Annotated in this window: 11 protein-coding genes and 1 tRNA gene; all 12 read right to left on the bottom strand. The window is 60.7% G+C overall.

Going from position 1 to position 16,800, the window contains the following annotated elements; translation table 11 throughout:
* Positions 1-150: 150 nt before the first annotated feature.
* Positions 151-239, bottom strand: a tRNA-Leu gene (locus tag NFR19_RS06285).
* Positions 240-293: 54 nt separating this feature from the next.
* A complete protein-coding gene (secG, locus tag NFR19_RS06280) occupies positions 294-551 on the bottom strand; it encodes a preprotein translocase subunit SecG (protein ID WP_251212940.1) in 258 nt (85 codons plus the stop codon).
* 62 nt (positions 552-613) lie between these two features.
* Positions 614-2,185 carry a 2,3-bisphosphoglycerate-independent phosphoglycerate mutase gene (gene gpmI, locus NFR19_RS06275; protein ID WP_251212939.1) on the bottom strand — a complete coding sequence of 524 codons (1,572 nt, stop codon included), beginning with the start codon at positions 2,183-2,185 and terminating at the stop codon, positions 614-616.
* Complete coding sequence (tpiA, locus tag NFR19_RS06270; protein WP_251212938.1) at positions 2,186-2,965, bottom strand: triose-phosphate isomerase; 780 nt, start codon at positions 2,963-2,965, stop codon at positions 2,186-2,188.
* A gap of 13 nt (positions 2,966-2,978) precedes the next feature.
* On the bottom strand, positions 2,979-4,163 hold the full coding sequence (locus NFR19_RS06265; RefSeq protein ID WP_251212937.1) for a phosphoglycerate kinase: 1,185 nt from the start codon (positions 4,161-4,163) through the stop codon (positions 2,979-2,981).
* A 198-nt stretch (positions 4,164-4,361) separates the two neighbouring features.
* The gene (gene gap / locus NFR19_RS06260; protein ID WP_251212936.1) at positions 4,362-5,363 is read right to left on the bottom strand and encodes a type I glyceraldehyde-3-phosphate dehydrogenase; all 1,002 of its coding nucleotides are present in this window, start codon (positions 5,361-5,363) and stop codon (positions 4,362-4,364) included.
* Positions 5,364-5,485: 122 nt separating this feature from the next.
* Positions 5,486-6,415, bottom strand: coding sequence for a DNA-binding protein WhiA (whiA, locus tag NFR19_RS06255; protein WP_251212935.1), 930 nt, complete (start codon positions 6,413-6,415; stop codon positions 5,486-5,488).
* Positions 6,416-6,418: 3 nt separating this feature from the next.
* Entirely contained in the window at positions 6,419-7,549 is a 1,131-nt protein-coding gene (locus tag NFR19_RS06250) for a gluconeogenesis factor YvcK family protein (protein ID WP_251212934.1), read from the bottom strand.
* On the bottom strand, positions 7,546-8,517 hold the full coding sequence (gene rapZ, locus NFR19_RS06245; RefSeq protein ID WP_251212933.1) for an RNase adapter RapZ: 972 nt from the start codon (positions 8,515-8,517) through the stop codon (positions 7,546-7,548). The genes NFR19_RS06250 and rapZ overlap by 4 nt, the downstream gene beginning before the upstream one ends.
* Positions 8,510-10,540 (bottom strand): excinuclease ABC subunit UvrC, encoded by a 2,031-nt coding sequence (gene uvrC / locus NFR19_RS06240; RefSeq protein WP_251212932.1) that lies wholly within the window; start codon positions 10,538-10,540, stop codon positions 8,510-8,512. Before uvrC ends, rapZ begins: the two co-directional genes overlap by 8 nt.
* Complete coding sequence (locus tag NFR19_RS06235) at positions 10,533-14,084, bottom strand: UvrD-helicase domain-containing protein (protein ID WP_251212931.1); 3,552 nt, start codon at positions 14,082-14,084, stop codon at positions 10,533-10,535. The genes uvrC and NFR19_RS06235 overlap by 8 nt, the downstream gene beginning before the upstream one ends.
* Positions 14,081-16,708 carry a PD-(D/E)XK nuclease family protein gene (locus tag NFR19_RS06230; RefSeq protein WP_251212930.1) on the bottom strand — a complete coding sequence of 876 codons (2,628 nt, stop codon included), beginning with the start codon at positions 16,706-16,708 and terminating at the stop codon, positions 14,081-14,083. Before NFR19_RS06230 ends, NFR19_RS06235 begins: the two co-directional genes overlap by 4 nt.
* Positions 16,709-16,800: the final 92 nt, after the last annotated feature.

Here is a 16,800-nt window from a genome sequence, read left to right as displayed (position 1 = left end):
GAGCGGATCGAACGCAACAGGCTGGTTCTAGGATCGTGTGAATAATTGCCCCAGACACACTTTTTGAGACCTAAGCCTCTTTTTGCGAACGTGACAACGAGTCGCGCACGAGATGCAAAAAAGCCGCCCGAAGGCGGCTCATTCATGCCTTGGTGTCGGAGGCGGGATTTGAACCCGCACACCCGAAATGTGGGCACCAGCACCTCAAGCTGGCGTGTCTGCCGTTCCACCACTCCGACACATATCGTTCGCACCTGATCTTCCCGGCCGCGTGCGAGACGACCGCATAGACGCTACCCCTGGCTGATCGTTCCGTGGGGGAAGATAACCATGAGCACCAGAAGCGACACCATGAAGATGATAGCGCAAATGATGGTGATGCGGTCAAGATTCTTCTCAATGATGCTGGTACCCGTTTGCGTCGAGTACATGGAACTGGCAATGGCCTCAGAGATCCCAGTGCCCTTACCAGAGTGCATCAAAATGAAGATGACCAGACCCACGCCCGACAGCACGAGCAGGATCAAGAATATGATTACCAGTGGTGTCAAAACCTCACGCTTCTTTCATCATCACGTTAGTACGCGAAACAAGGATTATAGCGATTGCTCTGCTAAACGGCAAGCAGATTATGCCCGGTCATCTCAGGCGGTATGGAGAGACCGATAGCTGACAAGAGCGTAGGCGCAATGTCGGCAAGCTTACCGTCTTCACCGCTCAAGGCATAACCCGCTCCGGTCTCGTCAACCAGGATGAAGGGCACCGGCGCCGTCGTGTGCGCCGTATGAGGGCTTCCGTCTGCGGCGCGCATCTTGTCAGCGTTGCCGTGGTCAGCCGTTACGAAGCTGACGCCGCCCTTGCGCGCCATAGCGGAAAGCACGCGCCCGACCCCCTCATCGACCGCCTCGACGGCGCTGATGGCCGCAGGGACGACTCCGGTGTGGCCGACCATATCGCAGTTCGCGAAATTGACGATATAGACATCCGCTGCGTCGGCCTCGATGGCCTCCACCAGCTGCTCGGTCACCTCAGGCTCGCTCATCTGGGGTTGCAGGTCGTACGTAGCAACTTTCGGACTGTCCACCAAAATGCGCTTCTCACCCTGCTTGGGCTCTTCGCGTCCGCCGTTCAAGAAGAAGGTTACGTGCGCGTACTTCTCGGTCTCAGCGATATGGAGCTGGCTCAATCCAGCCTGAGACAGCACATCGGCAAGCACCTGATCGGGGAAGTTCTTCGCGAACGCGACCGGCACCGGTATATCTGGATCGTACTCCGTGAGGCAGACGAACTCAACTGCGGGCGTGCACGCTCTCTCGAACGCATCGAAGTCCTCATCGACGATGGCACGCGTGATCTGGCGCGCGCGATCGGGCCTGAAATTGAAGAAGATGACCGCGTCCCCATCGCGCATCCCGCGCGCATCCTGAGAAACGGGCACCATGAACTCGTCGGTTACGCGCTGTCCATACGATGCCTCCACCGCTGCATCCGGGCTCATCTCCACCACATTCGCGCCACAGACGAGCGTGTCGAAGGCACGCTGTACCCGCTCCCATCGATGGTCGCGATCCATGGCGTAATAGCGCCCCTGGATGCTCGCAATGCGAATATCGAGATTCGGAGGCCCTTCGAGCAGCATGCCATCGATGACGCTTTGGAGCCGACGCACATATCCCAGGCCGCTCTCAGGCGGCACGTCGCGCCCATCGAGGAAGCAATGGATGTGCGTGCGTTGCACCCCTGAAGCGACCGCCGCGCGCATCAAGGCATACAAGTGCTCATTGGAAGAATGGACCCCGCCATCGCTCAAGAGCCCCATCAGATGCAGAACGCCGCCATTCGATCGCACCGTCTCGAACGCATGCTGAATGACCGGATTCTCGGCGAGCGTGCCGTCTTGGCAGGCGCGGTTGATGCGCGTCAGCTCCTGATCGACCACCCGGCCCGCACCGATGTTGAGATGCCCTACCTCGGAATTGCCCATCTGCCCATCCGGCAAGCCCACCGCAGCGCCGGATGCCTCAAGGCGCACCCATGGGCGCTCGGCGAACAGACGATCGAGCACGGGCGTCTGCGCGTGCGCGATGGCATTGTCCTCGTCAGCGTCTGCCAGTCCGAACCCATCCATGATGATGAGGCATGCAGGCAGCCGCAGCCCCGCTGCACGTGACGCTGCGCCTTCCATCTAAAGCGCCTCTCTCACGATGGACAAGAACGACTTCGCCTGCAATGACGCGCCGCCGATCAGACCTCCATCGATATCGGGCTGCGCGAGCAGAAGCGACGCATTGCCTTCATTCATGGAGCCACCATAGAGCACGCGCATGCTCACGGCGCGCTCGGCACCGAAGAGCTCGGTCACCGTCGCCCGGATGGCAGCGCAGACCTCCTGAGCTTGCTCGGGGGTCGCCGTGCGGCCCGTACCGATGGCCCAAATGGGCTCGTAGGCGATGACAGCTTCTGCCACCTCGCTGACATCAACGCCTGCGAACGCTGCGCGCACCTGCGCATCGACGTATGCAAGATACGATCCCTCATCGCGCACCGCCAGCGACTCGCCTACGCACACGATCGGACGTACCGGATTCAGTTGCTCAGCCACCAAGGCCCGCACTTTGCGATTGATATCCTCGTTCGTCTCACCGAAGAGCTCCCGACGCTCAGAGTGCCCCACGATGCAATAGCCGCACCCAATCTCGCGCAGCATGGGGATGGATATCTCGCCCGTATAGGCACCACTGGGCTCCCAAAAGACATTCTGCGCACCAACGGCTATCCTGAGTTTATCGAACTCGAAAACGGTGCGAACGGGCTTCAGGTCGACGTAGGGCGGGCAAACCGCCACATCCACGTGATCGAGCCAGTCGCGCTCGAAACCGTTCGAGATCTCCTGTGCGAGCACCACCGCCTCGCTCACGGTGTTGTTCATCTTCCAATTGCCCGCGATCAACGGTTTGCGTGCCATCTGAATCACCTCGTTATTTCAGCGCTTCCACACCGGGAAGCCGCTCGCCTTGTACCAGCTCCATCGACGCTCCACCGCCCGTAGAGATGAAGGTCATCTTGTCCGCCAGATCGAACATGTTCACCGCCGCCACCGAATCGCCGCCGCCGATGATGGTGTCTGCCACCGCATTGTCAGCCACCGCATGCGCAACGGTTTCGGTGCCCTTCGCGAACGGTTCCATCTCGAACACGCCCATAGGGCCGTTCCAGAATACGCTCGCAGCATCTGCGATGGCGCGAGCGTAGTTCGCCGCGGTCTTAGGCCCGATATCAAGCCCCATCATATCGCTTGGGATAGCATCGACCGATACCACCTCTACCGGCACATCCTCGGCCATGGAGGGCGCCACCACCACATCAACGGGCAACAACAGCGAAACGCCGTTCGCCTCCGCTTTGTCCATCATCTGACGCGCACGGTCTACCCACTCGTCCTCTTTCAGAGACGCGCCAACGCGTTTGCCCTGCGCCAGCAGAAACGTGAAGCACATGGCGCCCCCGATGATGAGCGTATCGGCCTTATCGAGAAGCGCGTCGATCACCTTGATCTTATCCGACACCTTTGAACCGCCCAAGATGGCCACGAACGGCCGCTTCGGATCGTCGAGCATGCCGGTGATCGTGTTCACCTCATCCTGCATGAGGTAACCAGCATAGGCAGGAAGGAGCGATGCTACCCCCGCCGTTGAGGCATGGGCGCGGTGCGCCGTTCCGAAGGCGTCGTTGACGTACGCATCGGCGAGCGCTGCCAGCTCGCGGCTGAATGCTTCGTCGTTTTTCTTCTCGCGCTTATCGAAGCGCAGGTTCTCGAGCACCAAGACCTCGCCGTCGGCAAGCGCTGCCGCCTTCTCCTGAGCATCAGGACCTACCGTATCCTCTGCGAATGCCACAGGCTGTCCGAGCAGATCGGACAAGCGCATCGCGGCAGGTCGTAGAGAGAACGCCTCTTCAAAACCCTCGCCTGCCGGGCGTCCCAGATGGCTCATGAGGATGACCTTCGCGCCATCATCCACTAAATGAGAGATGGTGGGAAGCGCTGCACGGATGCGCGTGTCGTCGGTCACTTCGCCATCTTTGAGGGGCACGTTGAAATCGACGCGCACGAGCACGCGCTTACCGCGGGAATCGAGCTCGTCAATGCTTCGGATCGATGCCATGAGAATCCTTCCAGAAAGAAATGGAAAACGATGCTGATCGAAAAGGAGCGGAACGTTTCTGGCATGCCAGATCGGCGCAAAAGCCGACAAGACGTGGCTTCGGCCGACGAGCGAGCCGCTTGGAGCTTCAAGCTGACGTACCAGAGATGACCGTAGCGCAAGCAGTTCGCCCCGCCGGAAAGGCGGGGCGAAACGTGACTAGAGCATGATCTTAGCCAGATCCTTTACGCGATTCGAATAGCCCCACTCGTTGTCGTACCAGCTGATGCACTTGACGAAGTTGCCTTCGCCGCCGAGCACCATGGTCAGACCGGAATCGAAGACAGAAGAAGCGGGGTTGCCGACGATGTCGATGGAGACCAGCGGATCGTCGGTGTATTGGAGGATGCCCTTCATGGGCCCTTCCGCAGCTGCCTTCATAGCAGCGTTGATCGCTTCGACCGTGGCTTCGCGCTCGAGCTCTACCGTCAGGTCAACCATGGATCCATCAGGCGTGGGGACACGCGTGGCGAAGCCATCAAGCTTGCCCTTCAGCTCTGGCAGCACCAGAGCGACCGCTCGCGCGGCACCCGTGGTGGTGGGGATCATGGACATGGCAGCGGCGCGAGCACGACGCAGGTCCTTATGCGGCAGATCCAGGATCTTCTGATCGTTGGTGTAGGCATGGATGGTGTTCATGAAGCCGCGCTTGATACCAAAGGTATCCAGAAGCACCTTTGCGAACGGAGCCAGGCAATTCGTCGTGCAGGAAGCGTTGGAGACGATATTGTCGGTCTCCTTGTTGTACGTATCATCGTTGACGCCCATCACGATGGTAGCATCAACGTTCTTGCCAGGAGCCGAGATGATGACCTTCTTGGCGCCTGCCTCCAAATGAGCCTTCGCCTTCTCGCCATCGGTGAACAAGCCCGTAGACTCGACCACGATATCCACTCCCAGCTCGCCCCACGGCAGATCCTTCGGATCGCGTTCGGAGAGCACGCGCACCCGGTGGCCATCAGCGATGAAGCCATCCTCCACCACGTCCACCTCATCAAAGAAGCGGCCATGCACGGAATCGTACTTCAGCAGATGCGCCATCGTGGGCACATCGCCCAGATCGTTCACCGCTACGACCTCCAGATCGGGATCGTTCGCCATTGCGCGAAATACGAGACGCCCGATGCGGCCGAAACCGTTGATGCCGACTTTCGTTGCCATGCTTGTTCTCCTTCACATCCGATGCGGCCAAACCGCGATCCACTATGAGCAAGATATTACCACTGGCCTTCCGGTGCCAGCGCGTTTATTGCCAAACGGTTAGACAAGCCTTAAGAGTCCTCTCAACCGAGCTCGCGCGCCATCTGCTCGATCCGTCGCATGCGGTGGTTGATGGCCGATTTCGAGAGCGGCGGCACCGCGCGGTCCCCCAGCTCTTTCAGCGAGGCATCCGGATAGCGCACGCGCAAGCGGATGAACTCCTTCAAGGCGGGCGGAAGCGTCTCCAAACCGTAGTGCTCCACCACCTTCGAGATGCTCATCAACTGGCCGACCGCCGCACTTGACGCCTTTTGCTGGTTGGCGAGCTCGGCATTGATCTGGCGGTTCACATCATTGCGCACCGATTTGACCACTCGTTCCTCTTCCAGATCGAGCGCAGCGCGATGCGCACCGGTGAACGCGAGAAACTCCAGAATGGCGCTTCCGCTTTTGAGGTACACCATGAAAGAATTGCGCCGTTGCATGATGCGCGCATTAATGCCCTTATCGGCCATGATGGCCACCAAGCCATCCGCAAGCTCTTCGCTTTCCACGATGATCTCGAAATGGAAGTCGCTTTTGGGATTCGATATGAACCCTGACCCCAAAAAAGCCCCGCGCAGATAGGCGGCCGCGCAGCATTCCTTGGCGACAAGACGCGGCTGGATGCCCATCTGCAAGCCACCTTCGGCGGTGATGACGCCCATATCGCGCAGCGCCTCGGCAAGCTGGGGCTGGTTGGGCATCTCGATGAGATAATTCGGCGTACGATGCAAGACCGAACGTCGCACCGTCAGCTCGGTCTTAAGGTGATAGAGCTGATGGAGCAGGCGGATCATCAAGCGCGCGACCGAGGGAGCATCCGTTGCGATCTCCACGCGGTAGCGCCCCGGCCCGCTCACGAACAAAGTGCCTTCGATGCGCACGAGGGCCGCAAGAACGGCTTTGTCACAATGCGAGCACTCCGCAGGAATGCGCGCGAGCTCATCGCGCACCTGAGCGGTAAACGACATCGCCTAGAGTTCCTTCCTGATAGATATCAGGCGGATCACCTGAAGCAGCGCATCACGCAGAGCAGCTGGCGCGTGCCACGTAGGATGCGCAGCATCGGCCAGATTACGCGCCACCACCAGCGGGCCGAGCGCCTGGATATCTTGCACATCCTGGAAGGTCGCGCGCACCGGACGCACCTCGTCGGGAAAATTCGCACCGACGAGGTCTTCCTCAGCCTGATAGGCGACCCCCGCCGCCGCCGCAAACGTGCCTGAAGCCGCTTTAGGTGGCTCGAGCGGGCGGGTCGTGTGGAGCAGCACGTAGTCGAGCAACCCCTCCATGCCGTGCTCCATGAGCGAGCGCACATGTTCGAGCGCCGTGAGACCCCAGGTCTCCCCCTGCACGTCTGCAAGCGAGCATACGAATACCGAGCTGCCGCGCGAACGACGGATCGCATCGGTGACGCCCGGCACGAGCAGATTCGGGATGATGGAGGTGAACAGCGACCCAGGCCCGAGAACGATCAAGTCCGCCTCTTCGATAGCGCGCAAAGCGGGCTCGAACGGGGGTATCTCGGTATCTGGTCCCACGAGACTGACCTGTTCGAGCGCGGTCTTTGAATGGCAAGCAGCCGCCTGACCGTTCAGGCGTCTCCCATCGCGGGTGAGCGCCGAGAGCGTCACGTGCGCGAGCGTCGACGGATACACATGACCCTGCGCATCCAGCAAGCGCTCGCACAAAGCGATGGCTTCTGGAAACGAGCCGCATGCGTCCTCCAAGGCAGCGAGCATAAGATTACCGAGCGCATGGTCATCGGCGATGCGCAGGCGGTATTTAAACGCGCGCACGAGCGGATCGCTCGGATCCCCCGCGAACGCGGTCAGACACTTGCGAATATCGCCAGGAGGGGTGACATCGGCCTTCTCGCGCAAAATGCCAGTCGAGCCGCCGTCATCGGCCATGGCCACGACCGCTGATGTGTCGATACCCAGCGAAAGGAGCGTGCGAATGGATACCGGTGCGCCTGTTCCTCCCCCGATGACCACCGCCTTGAAGGGCCCTTGAAGGATCGGGGGCACCTCCGAGGCATCGCACTCCGCAAGAGCGCTGAACGCTGCAGTGGCCGACGGGTCTATGTTGAACGGCTGTTTCACGCTAGTCCATCCCCGCTTGCATGCACATCCGGGGTCTCAGTGGAGTAATCAACCGGTTTGCCGCGCTCAGCCAGGGCAAGATCGCGATGCGCCACCGACACGCGGTACCCTTTCGACTTCAAGTAGTCCCCCGTCGATTCGGCCAGCGCCACGCTGCGGTGCTGGCCTCCCGTGCATCCCACGCCGATAGCCAGCTGTTGCTTCCCTTCGGCCACGTATCCGGGCATGAGCACGTCGAGCAGGCTGTGCCAGCGCTTCTTGAATTCGATCGTCTCATCGCGCAGCATGACGTAATCGCGCACCGGCGCATCCAATCCTGTCAGTTCGCGCAGCTCCGGGTCGTAATAGGGATTGGGCAAGAAGCGCACATCCATGACCACATCGGCATCGAGCGGTGCGCCGTGCTTAAACCCGAAGGAATACACCGTAACCGCCAAACCGCGGCGCTCGTCTCCGGTCGCGAAGAGCTGACGTATGGTATCGCGCAGCCGACTTGGCAGCATATCGGTGGTATCGATCACGTGCTCAGCCACATCGCGCAGTCCCATCAGCATGGTGCGCTCGCGTTGGATGCCCTGGACGATGGTGGTACCATCGGTGCAAAGCGGGTGGCGACGGCGGCTCGACTTGTAGCGCGCGACGAGCTTCTCGTCATCGGCGTCCAAGAAGATCACCTGAAAGCCGATCCCTTGCGCACGCAGCTTCGCGAGCTGATCGGTGAGCGAGCCGAAATAATCTCCATTGCGCGCATCGCACACCACTGCCAAACGACGATGCGGTCCATCTGAGCGCAGCCCGCCGTTCATCTTCACCAGATCGCCGATCAGGTCAGCGGGCAAATTATCAACGCAGAAAAAGCCCAGGTCCTCGAAAACGTGCATCGCCTCGGTGCGTCCGGCACCGCTCATGCCCGTCACCACGACCAGATCGGGCATCGCCTCAACATCGATCGGTTCGAGCTCAGTCATCTTCGCTTCCTTCCTCTCCGATGTTCTGGCGGTCATTATACTGCGCCAGCACCAAATGCAGCTCTTCTGCCACCTCATCGGGGATCACATGCGCGTCCTTGATCTGCTCGAGCGTGGCAGCCCGCAGATTGCGGAACGACCTGAAATGCTTCATGAGCGCCTTTTTGCGCACCGGCCCGAGCCCCGCCACCTCATCGAGCACCGATGCTGTCATGCCCTTGCCGCGCAGCTCGCGATGGAAGGTGATCGCAAAACGATGCGCCTCGTCGCGCACCTGCTTCACGAGATACAAGCTGGCCGACCCGCTTGGCAGCACCACCGGACCGCTCTCCTGCCACGGCACGAACAGCTCTTCGTCGCGCTTCGCCAAGCCGACCAGAGGGATATCGTCGATACCCAGCTCATCGAACATGGCCAGCGCTGCCGTGAGTTGAGGCTTGCCCCCATCGAGGATGACCAGGTCGGGCTTCGAACCGAATCGCTCGTCAGCCATGCGCTCCGGCGCATACCGGCGGCTCATGACCTCTTGCATGCTCAAGAAGTCATTCGCTTCATCGAGGGGCGTTTTGATCTTGAAGCGGCGGTATTGATTCTTGTCCGGTTTGCCTCCGGTAAACACCACCATGGAAGCCACCGTATAAGAACCATGGATGGTGGAGATATCGAAGCATTCGATGCGCATGGGCGGCGCTTCAAGGGCGAGCGCGCTCTCCAGTTGAAGCAGCGCGGTATTGATGCGCTTGTCGTCATAGTTCGTGCGCACCTTGTAGCGCTGGAGCGCGTGCTTGGCATTGAGCTCGGCCATTTCGATCAACGCGAGCTTTTCACCGCGCTGAGGCGATGAGATGCGCACCTTCGCACCGTGCGCCGATGCAAGCTTGTCCGTTAGCCATGCCTCCATCGCACTCGCATCCTCGGGCATCTCTCGCACGATCAGATCATGCGGGATGGACGCGGTCGTGTCGTAGTAGCGCAGCAAGAAATTGTGCTGAAGATCGAGGTCGGGAACATCGCGCCCGCGATTCAACACGAATTCGTTTGAATTGATGATGCGTCCTTCTCGCACGATTAGCACTTGTGCGCCAGCCACGGTCTCTTCGCGGAAAAAACCGACGATATCAGCGTTCAGATCGTGAGTGGAAACGGCATGCTGCTTGTCCGTGAGCGATTCGATGATCTCAATGCGCTCTTTCGTGCGCGCGGCACGCTCGAAATCGAGTTCAGCGGCAGCATGGGCCATCTCGTCGCGCAGTTGCTCGATGAATTCGCTGCGCTGTCCGGACAAGAAGCGCTCGATAGCGCGCACGTTCTCATGATAGGTCTTGGGGTCTATCCACCCGCAGCACGCCCCTGGCCCCAGGCCGACATGAGCGTCGAAGCACGGGCGCATCTCATCGGATGCGTCGAGAGCGGCTTGGCACACCCGATCAACGCGCGCCTCATCCGTCTCGCGCGAAGCATCCGTGACCTTCTCGAGGCGCCGCTTGAGCGCGCGCCACTCCGCGCAACTCGCCGAGCACAGCGGCACCACACGGCGCGCGATATCGATCAGACGCCGTGCGGCACGACTGTCGGTATAGGGCCCAAAGTAGCGGGTGTCGCTTCGATGCTTCTCACGCGTATACTTGATGGCCGGGAACACGTCGCCTTTGGTGAGCGCGATGAACGGATAGCTCTTATCGTCTTTGAAATCTGCGTTGTAGAACGGCGCGTGTTGGTTGATGAGGTTCTTCTCCAACACCAGCGATTCATGCTCGTTGGCAACCACGATGTATTCGAAGGAGCTGATCCGCTCGACGAGCAGCGGTATTTTGGCACGATCGTCCTGGAAGTTGACGTATTGGCGCATGCGGGCGCGCAACTGCTTGGCCTTGCCCACATAGAGCACTTCGCCATCTGCCGCCTTCCAAAGATAGACCCCGGGCAGGGTGGGCACATCGTTCAGTTCACGCTTGATGCGCGCAAGCTTCTGCTCCTGGGTCTCTTGAGAGGCCCGTGCGGACGCCTCTGACCGCTCACTCATGGCCCGTCACGCTCCGATGCGCCGCGCAGATGCGCATGCGAAGCGCATCGAGATCAGACGTGGTAAAGGCGTATTCCACCGTCTGGGGCTCTTCTGGCGCGAGCGGGTCAGCCTGCTCTACGCGCACGAACGTTGCCTGGATGCGCTCGTACCCGTTGCAGAGCAGCGCATAGGCATAGCACTGCGCTTGGAACAGATGCTTCCGGTACAGCTCATCTGCGCTCTGCCCCCCTGCGCCACCCGTCTTGTAATCGATCAAGTGCGCGCAGACGCCCTCCACCGCCAAGCCGTCTATCTCGCCCACCAAGAAAAATGAAGCCGCCCCGCTCGAGACCTTCACCGCGAAGGGCACCTCGGCTGCCTTATCCTCGAACGCGAAGAACGCTTTGGCCACCCGCGAGCCGAACCAGCGCGCGAGGGCATGCGATAGGCGCGTTGCTGCCGCATCGGAGAGATTGCACGCCAAGACTTGTGCGCGCACCGCCGTATCGGAAGGCATGCGCGGCACACATGAACCTTCCGCCCGGGCGACCACGAGCGCCTGCTGCGCTAACCGATGGAACGCGATCCCCAAGTCCGTCGCGCGCTCTTCGCGTGGTTGCCACAACTGCTCTTGTGCTGCCGCTTCCTCTTCCCCAGGCACTGCGATCGTCTCTCCGAACTCAGGAGAAAGCGATGTGTACGACCATGTTCTGCGCTGCTCGAGACTTCCCGCAAAACACATCGTTTGCGAAACGTCCGCTCTGATAGGGACCTCGAATACCTGAGACGAGCGCTCTGTGGGCTCACGTGTGACTTGTGCCCCCTCATCTTCATCAGCTGATGCCGCCAAACTATCAGGGAGGTACTCAAGGCTCACCCGCGCGGGGCATTGTCCACCGAACTCAAGGGAGGAAACCGACCGCACAGCATCCAATGGCCACGCGAGCGCCTCGTGCAACTCACGCAGAATCGGTGCACCCCGATAGCCCGCTGCTGGATCCTCGGGCACCAACGCCATCAACATGACCGATTTGACCGCCCGCGTCAGCGCTACATAGAGCAACCGCTTCGCCTCTTGAGCCTGTTGGTCAGCTGCGAAGACGCTCAAAGAGCGATAGCGCTGCCCCACCGTTTCGCACGCATCGGCGCTGCGGGGCTCATCGTGGCGCGCGAACGCGCGAATGTTGTTGTACGCGGTGCGCCGCGATGAGTCCGCCGGGCATAGCCCAGCAACATAGGTATGCTCCCCCACGTTCTCAGCTATGAAGATATCCGGCGGGCGGTCCTTCGCTCGCATCTCGGCTATGGCCACATGAGGGAACTCAAGACCCTTCGACCCGTGCACGGTCATGAGGGTGACGAATTCCGCATCTTGAGCGACCAGCAAACCAGGGCGCTCCTGAGCGAGTCGCAGATGAGCGTCGAAGCGCGCGGACAGCTCCGCGATACCGCCGCACTCCTCTTCAAGGGAAGCAATCAAACGGCATGCCTTTTCCATGTTCCCCGCGAACGCAAGGCCAGCTTGCCCTGCTCGCGCAGCTCGGTCGAGCGCCCCGCTTTCGACCAGAAGGGTGCGCAAGGCCTCCGCCGCGCTTTGCCGACGTGCGCGGCGCACGAAGGCGGACAAGGCATCCCGCGCAAGAGCGAACATCGTGCGCGCATCGTCGTGAAGCGACGCGAAGAGATGCTCGTCGGGATCGAAGAGCCCTGCCGCTACCGAGCGCTGATCGCAGACGCCATCCTCTCTGCGGGATGCGCACATGAGTAACGCATCATCGGTGATATTGAACAGCGGCGAGATCAGCGCTGCGAGCACCGCTTGATCGTCACGGCGATTACGAGCCACCTGCAGCAACGTTGCAGCGAGCGACGCCTCTGCCGAGGTGGTGAACGTGGAACCTGCCACCGTCATGGATGGCAACCCTACTGCGCGCAGGGCCTCTGCGTAGACGCTCGCATGCGCCATCGACCCCAAAAGAAGCGCCATATCACGGGCGGGCACACCGGCTGCCGCCAATTCTGAGAAATGATGCGCAATGCGAGCGGCAGCATGAGCACGCACCTCATCGATGCTCATGCGCGGCTTCGATCCACTGTTGCGATAGTGCAGTAAAGCAAGCTCTACCCGCGGAAGCTCATCGAAAACAGGATCAGCGAGATCATTGATAGCCCCTTTGGGCTCCAAGTGCAAAAACGCCTCTCCGAACATCTCCGAGCGCGAAAACAGCACGTCCACGAACTTCAAGATATCTCCATGGCTGCGGAAGTTATCGGGCAGCTCCACCGCCACTGCCTCATCCGAAGAAGCGAACAGCGCTGCGCGATACCCCTCGAACACGTTCACATCAGCGCCTCGGAAACGATAGATGCTCTGCTGAGCATCGCCGACGGTGCATACGTTCGCGAAGCCATCCTGCGCGATGCATTCGATAATGGCTGTTTGCAGTCGATCAGTGTCTTGGAACTCGTCGATCATGATGAGACGGAACATGGTGCGATAGCGCAGCGCCATCGTCTCATCAGCGCTGAGAGCACGGTAGCACTCCCGAAGCAGGTCATCGTTATCAAGGCGACTCGGCCCTTTGAGTGCACGGTAGGTTTCATCGAGGTGCTGTGCCACGGATACCTTGAAACGAACGGAGGGCAACGCCACCGCCGCACGCGCTTCCTCGAAGAGCCGCGCATATTCGCTCCGATAGGATGCGATGCGTTCAGCTCCCTCCTTCTTCGCACCGTAGGCGGGCGTTGTAGGGGGAAAGGAATGGATCACGTCCATGAATGCAGTCGAATCGAACGCTGCATCCGCAGGATCGGATGGCTCATCGGCGATCCACGCTGCCGCACTCTCTTGCGCGCAGCTGAGCGCATCCAGCACTGCACGATCCTTGTTCGAGAGCTGAGACCAGCTTTCGATGAGCTCCGTCAGTTCAGTGGCGATAGTACTGAACGCGCGCAAGATATCATGCGCATCAGCGCTGACGGGAGGCACCTCCACGCCAGCAAACCCCTCTGGCATGGCATGCACGCGCTCGAGAATCGCCTGCGCATCGCCAAGAAGAGAGCGCCCCTGTTTGGGTGCAGTGAGCTTTTCGTCAGCCAAGATGCGGCGTATGAGCGGATCATCGCTCGCCGAGATCTCGGCAGCCACCATCTCAACGGCCTGGTTCCAAAGGATATCAGCCTCGGTCTCGTCGAGCACCTTGAAAGCAGGGTCAAGACCGATTCTCAGCGCATTCTCGCGCAACATGCGCCCCGCCATCGCATGGATCGTACACACCCACGCATCATCGATCGTACGCGCTTGGTCGCGCAGACCATCAGCGATCAACTTCGCCTTGATACGGCCTTTGAGCTCTGCCGCCGCCTTCTTCGTATAGGTGATCGCGAGCACCTGGCCGATATCATCCAGCAGCGCCGTGCCCTGGCGACAATCGAAGGCTGCGGCGATGCGCTGCGTGAGAGTGAACGTCTTGCCCGATCCGGCGCCCGCACTGACCATCAGTGCCCGGTCGAGCGTATCGATGACCTGCTGCTGTTGAGGCGTGCATCTGTTCGCAGTCATAACCTCACCTCGCAAGCGGTGAAGGGGCAGTAGCTGCACTCCCGCGCACTGCGTGCGCGCGGTTCGATATCGCCCTGAAAGAGCGGCTCTAAGCGGTGCGCCATGACGCTCTCAATGGTATCGAGAAAGCCCTCGAAGGGCCCCGTCTCACACGCAGTACCAGCGAACGGCGAAACGTCATACGCTGCGATATCGAACGAACCCGCCATCGATCCCGCGTCGACCGTGCTCTTATATGATGCATAGAGCGCAGCTGCAGGGCGATATCCCGGGAATCGTTCGCGTAAAGCCAATGCGTAGATGAGAGTCTGCATCTTCTCAGGCAGTTCGTCCGCTGTGCCCTCAGATGATGTCCCCAGACTGCCCGCCGCATGTCCGGCAATGCTTCCTTTGTAGTCGATGACCGCGAAGCGCTTGGCAGCATCATCCACATCAACCCGGTCGACGCGTCCGCTCAGACGCACCCCAGCGACCAATCCGTCCTCGGGCCGAATGGGCATCTCATGCCCTAAGACGCGATAGGTGTCGGGAAGACGGTTCAAGCGGTCCAAGAAACGGTGGAGGTGACGGCGAAGATCCTCCACCTCAAGGTGCTCTGACGGCGTGAGCGCTTTCAGACGTCTGCCGGGAGCATGCGCACTCTCATCGAGAACCGTATCGAAAGCCGTATCGAGCAGCTGATGAGTCTGCACATCGACAGCGCCTTCGGCATGCTCGGCACTGAGCTCTCCGAGCATATCGTAGCAGCGCGCCATCACCGCATGAACGAAGCTTCCCTTCTCCGCGGGACCGAATCCTTCATCGAGCCCGCGCGCGCCGATGCGATTCTCGAGAAACCACGCATAAGGACAGTGCAGATAACGCTCAAGAGCCGAAGGAGAGAGAACGGGCACGCGGTCGTCTCCCTGTCCTGCACCGCGAAGATAGTCCAACAGATCGAGCTGAACGAGCCGCCCGCGCATCGCCACCGGTGCGCGAAGCGTCGTAGCAACAGGCCGAAAATCACGACCGACGCATGCCACCAGGTCGTCTTCAGCTATGCGCCGAAATCCCGGATCGATCTGCGCCATCACCGCCTCTGCGCTTTCTGCATCAACCGTATGCCCGACGATGCACGACAGCAGCTCTTCAAACGCGAAGGAGGGCCAGGTGCGCTCGCGATCATCATCGGTGGCGGGCAACAAGCAAGCAAAGCATCGTCGCGCTGCGGCAAGAGCGGTATTGAGAGCGGCGCGCACCTCGCCGAGCGCGCGATCAGGTGTCTGAATGCCGAGAAGCTGCGTCAGAGCGCCCAAGCAATCAACGGAACTTCTTGCGCAGAGCGCAGCGTCTGAAACATCGTCGATGATGACCGCGTCACATGACGATCGTGCAAGGCGGCGCAGGTCGGCCATGCTACGGAAAACGATCTCGCAGCGAGGCGCAGCGCAACGAGCTGCCACCGTCTGCGCAACCGGGACATCAGCGAGACCGGTCAGCCAGTTACGGTGCAGCGCACCGATATCTCTCAGCGCCTCCGCCGTAGCACAAAGCACCGACAGCGCTTCGCTCTCAAGAGCTGCGATCGTACTCGGAAGAAGGCCCTCTTCCAGCTTTTGGGAGAGCGATGCCGCATCGGCAAAGGGGTCATCCCCTGCTACGATCAGGCCCTCGAGCGCGCCGACCGTATCTGAAAGAGCGCGCAGCGATGCGAGCATGGCGGCGGAATCCATTGCACGATCCCCGCGGATGCTGGCATCCAATCGCTCAGCCTGCCAACCAGGAATGTCGAGCCAAGGATTGAAGGCCAGATCGACCGCCGCTTCTCGTGCGCGCGCATCATCTGCAATGAGGGCGTGGATATCAGCGAGAGCACGACCGAGCCAGGTTCGTCCAAAGGGCACCGAGGCTGTCAGAGCGCAGGCATAATCACGCTCGCGCAGAGGTTCGCACAGGGCCGCGAACGCATCATGCGGATCGTGCGCACACACCGTTATGCTCTGACAGCCCTCAGCGCAAAGACGATCCACGACCGTCAGGAGCGCATGCGGGCCTGCCGCTGGTCCTGCGGGCTGTGCGAACGCGTAACGGAGATGCGCAGGCGCAACCACATCGACCGCGTCGCTGACAGGGGACTCCTGCGCTAGCTGCCTGAAGAGCCGCTCGATCGCGGGCGACACGAAGAGAGGCCCCTCGAACGAGACGCGCAGGGGAAGCGCGCGCGCGGCCAGCATCTCCGCAGCCTCTCCTGGCTCCACAAAACCGCGCTCGCGCAAGGCTTCGCAGTAGCGCGCGACGACATCTAAGACGCGCTGCTCTGGATCATCCGACTCATCCGCGGACGAACGCGACCGAAGCGCACGACGAAGGCCCTCTGTCCCGCACGCACGCTCGACGAACGCCGCGATGGCTGCTGCGGTGCCAGGCGTATCGACCAAGCCGCCTTCTGCGGTTACCAGATCGGCTATCAGAGCCGCGCGCTGCACTGGTGCCACCAGTCGCCGACCATCGCCCCAAAGCTCCCACTGCGCCGCGATGAACGAGGATGGTGTCTGAACGTCGATACCGAGCGCGCCACCATCTTCAGCCATCCGCAAGACGGCAGCATCAGCCTGCTCGCGGCTCGCGAATATGATGGTTCTCATTTCCACGCTCTGCGATCCCCCTTGTCCTCGATGCTCGCACAACAACACCAACACGATCGGGTTCATTCTAAACACTTGTCGCACCGCATTCC

The sequence above is a fragment of the Adlercreutzia murintestinalis genome, from assembly GCF_943192905.1.
Classification (GTDB): domain Bacteria; phylum Actinomycetota; class Coriobacteriia; order Coriobacteriales; family Eggerthellaceae; genus Adlercreutzia_A; species Adlercreutzia_A murintestinalis.
The sequence above is the reverse complement of the archived record's forward strand: the minus strand, read 5'-3'. Positions and strand labels throughout refer to the sequence as shown.